Genomic DNA, 3,630 nt, shown 5'->3' on the forward strand with positions numbered 1-3,630 from the left:
TGAGCCAGCGCACGATGAATGCGCGCGACACCCCCGGACAGCAGTATAACGCTTAGCCGCAGGTTTGGCGGCCGTCTCAAAATCCATGCCGTTTTGAACGGCTTCGATCTCGAAATGCTCTTTCGGCGCAAAGTCCAACTCGCGCGGGGTGCCCCAGCGGTTGACCTCGACATTGTCGTCTTCATCCGCACCCTCAGGCACGTCTTCGGCGGGCAGGTTGGCGATGCGGATCAGTTGGTCGGTCAGCAGCGCGTCAAGATCCTTGGCCTCGGTCTGCATGCGGGCGACCTGGGCCTTTTTCTCGGCCACCAGAGCGCGCAGGCGTTCGAACTCAGCCTCGTCACCGCGACCTTTGGCTGCACCGACCTCTTTGGACGGCCTTGTTCTGTTCGGCCTGCGCAGTTTCTGCGGCCAGAATCTTGGCCCGGCGGGCTTTCGTCCAGCCTCAGCAGGTCTGACGACACCCGGCGCGTCCCCGCGGCGCGCAAGGGCGGCGTCGAAGGCGGCTGGGTTTTCGCGAATGGCGCGGATGTCGTGCATGGTCTCAGATCCTTAAATGCGTGAATCACTGAAACCGCTTATGCACCATCTGAAAGGCAGGGTGTAGCGCCGGTTACGACTTATCCGCGCCCTCGTGCGATTTCATGCGCCAGGTGTCCATCCCATTCCTCTGCCGGGATCTTCGGTTCGGCCGGATCGGCCATGTACCGAGGGCGTCATGATCTGAACGCCGTTCTCATTGAACACGGCCACGATATTGCGATGCAGGTCCGAGCGGATTTTCGGGATGATGCTGCCGCGCGTTGCTATAGCCGTTGATCTGATAGTTGATCGCGTAGTCGGCCAAAGCGGTCCACAAAACAAAAGGCTCGGGCTTGGTCTTGATGTCCCTTTGGTGCGATCGGCAGCCTCGATCAGCATCGCCTCGACCTTTTCAGGCGGCTCTTCATAACCGATGCCGACCGTGGTGTGCAGCAGCAGCCCGCTGCCATCTGTCCTCTTTGAAAAGTTGACCACATCTGAGTTCATCAGTTGCGCGTTTGGGATCGAGATCAACTCGTTCTTGATTGATTTCAGATGCGTCTCCATCAGCTTGATCTGGACCACGTCGCCGATGTGATCCCCGATCTGGATGCGATCCCCAGATCGAGGTTGAGCGGCGGTAGATCACGAACAGCCCGCCAGCATGTTGGACACGACCGAGTTTGCACCCAGCGACAGCATTGCGCCCACAGAATGGTCAGGCCCTGAAACGCAGCCGAGTCCGATCCGGGTATGTAGGGGACGGCAAAGACCAGCGCGATACAGGATGACAACGACGCGGGCGATGTTGAAGGTCGGGCTGACCCAGTGTTTTTCGAAATCGCCCATGATCGAACGAGCCCGCCTCTACCGCATCAAAGAAGACCCGCATGCCCTCGGATGATGTACATCGTGACCCAGGATGATCAGGCCCAGCATGATCAGGTTGGGATGTAGCCTGGAGGATGCCTTTGAAGATCAGCAGGACCGGCTCGGTCAGGTAGGTCAGCAGCAGCTGCGCGAAGTAGCGGGTCTCGGCGAAGGCCAGACAGAACGAAGGACAGGTAATAGTAGAAGCCCAGAAAGAAGATCACCGAGCAGGACGAAGTTCAGGCCATAGCGGACCAGCGCGGCTATTGCCTCGGCTTGCACGCTTTTAGCGGTGGCGGTTTCTACGTCTTTCAAGGTGGCGTTTGACGAATTTCAGCGTGCGCCGTCTGATCCTGCGGTGCAGCCACAGTGATCGCCAAGCACAAAAACACCGAAATCCCACCGTCCACGCCGCCGCCTCGATGGCACCTGAAACACGGGCCTGCTCGGACGCGGTTTGTGCGATAGGTCGAGGATTGCATCTTCGATGGCCTGACCGTGCAGAAAGCTGAGGACGTCGAGCTCCCATCTGCTCCAAGCTCGGCGTCGGCGACGGTGACCATCGAAACCGATAACACCATCGACGCAGAATGCGCGTGCCAAGGTCGGTATCCTCATAAGTAACGATCAACCGTTTGAGCTGTCCGAGGCTTCGGCAACTTCGATGATCTGTGTTCTGAACACGTATTCTGCTCGCTCTGAGGCGCGGGCAGGCGCGCTGGAGCCGCGCAAAAAGAACAGTGCGTCGCCGTCCACGATGACCGGGGCTTTGAAACCTGTAACTCGTTTGCTTCAGTCTCGGGCTCGGCCGCGTCGGCCGGTGCGTCCTGCGCCTGCGATTGGTCCGGACAGCCAAGGGCAATGATAGCGGTCGCATGCACCAGATAAGCATCAACAGCTGGAAGGGCTTGAATGTCCCTTGTCATATGTCCCTCCTTCCCGCTGACTATATCCGAGTGGAGCACATGTGCCTAGGACATATCTGCAACGCTTGAGATCATCCTTGGTCAGCAGTTGTACGTCAAGGCGGGACAATCCAGTGACCGCCTTTGCTTGCAAACGGGCAGGTTCAAAGCATAGGTTCTCGCCAAATTTGCGGAGCGGTCCTGCACATCTGCAAACCAAAAGGAATATCCCATGGAAGGTGGCGCAATCGCCCAGTTTCTCCCGCTGATCTTGATCTTCGCGATCATGTATTTCCTGCTGATCCGTCCGCAGCAGAAGAAGATGAAGGAACACCAGGCCATGGTCGAAGCCGTGCGCCGGGGCGATCAGGTTGTCACTCAGGGTGGTCTGATCGGCAAGGTGTCGAAGGTCAAGGAAGGCGAGAACGAGATCGAGGTCGAACTCGCCGAGGACGTCAAGGTCCGTGTGGTCAAGTCGACCATCGCTCAGGTTCTGAACAAAACCGAACCAGCGAAGTAACTTCGCACGACAATTCCTTGAAAAGGCAGGGTAATGCTGCAAATTGATACCTGGAAGCGGGTTCTGATCTGGCTGGTCTGTGTGACCGGCCTGCTCATGGCCCTGCCGAATGCGTTTTATACGCGCGTCGAGCAATCCAACGATGCCAAGGCCGCGATTGAGCTTGGCATCGACACCCCCGAAATGCAGGCGCAAGCGGCGCAGTGGCCGAACTGGCTGCCTTCGTCGCTGGTCAATCTTGGCCTCGACCTGCGCGGCGGGGCGCATCTGTTGGCCGAAGTGAAGGTTCGAGAGATGTCTACGAATCCCGGATGGAGGCGATGTGGCCCGAGGTGCGCGATGCCCTGCGGGTCGAACGCGCAACCGTCGGCACGATCCGCAAACAGGAATCGGCCCCGGATCGAGAATTCGCGTTCTGATCAGCCAGCCCGAGGGTATGTCCCGCGCGCTGGAAGTTGTGCGCGGTCTCGCCCGTCAGGTGCAGACGCTGACCGGCGTTGGTGCCACCGATATCGAGGTTCGCGCTGATGGCAACACCCTCGTCGTGCAACTGTCCGAGGCCGAGAAGCTGGCTTCGGACGACCGCACCGTGCGTCAGGCGCTGGAAATCATCCGCCGCCGGATCGACGAGGTCGGCACGCGCGAACCCACCATTCAACGCCAGGGCGCGGATCGTATCTCTGATTCAGGTGCCGGGCATTGGTAGTGCCGGTGAACTAAAGGGTATCATCGGTACCACGGCGCAGTTGACCTTTAACCCGGTCGCTGGGCGTAGGTGCTGATCTCTTGACACTGCACGAGGAACTTAACCTT

Annotated in this window: 3 protein-coding genes and 1 pseudogene; 2 read left to right on the forward strand and 2 right to left on the reverse strand. The window is 59.0% G+C overall.

Going from position 1 to position 3,630, the window contains the following annotated elements:
• Both ACXAC1_RS20250 and ACXAC1_RS20255 read right to left on the reverse strand, forming a co-directional pair.
• The coding region (locus tag ACXAC1_RS20250) for a serine--tRNA ligase (protein ID WP_475064043.1) at positions 1-540 on the reverse strand (540 nt) is incomplete at its 3' end.
• Positions 541-642: 102 nt separating this feature from the next.
• Positions 643-1,137 (reverse strand): annotated as a pseudogene (locus ACXAC1_RS20255) (mechanosensitive ion channel domain-containing protein); the annotation flags it as partial.
• Between the two features lie 1,392 nt (positions 1,138-2,529).
• Between ACXAC1_RS20255 and yajC the strand changes: the two are divergent.
• On the forward strand, positions 2,530-2,817 hold the full coding sequence (gene yajC / locus ACXAC1_RS20260) for a preprotein translocase subunit YajC (RefSeq protein ID WP_475064044.1): 288 nt from the start codon (positions 2,530-2,532) through the stop codon (positions 2,815-2,817).
• 436 nt (positions 2,818-3,253) lie between these two features.
• On the forward strand, positions 3,254-3,523 hold the full coding sequence (locus ACXAC1_RS20265) for a hypothetical protein (protein ID WP_475064046.1): 270 nt from the start codon (positions 3,254-3,256) through the stop codon (positions 3,521-3,523).
• Positions 3,524-3,630 lie beyond the last annotated feature (107 nt).

This window comes from Marinomonas sp. AWM4_232 (genome assembly GCF_056158325.1).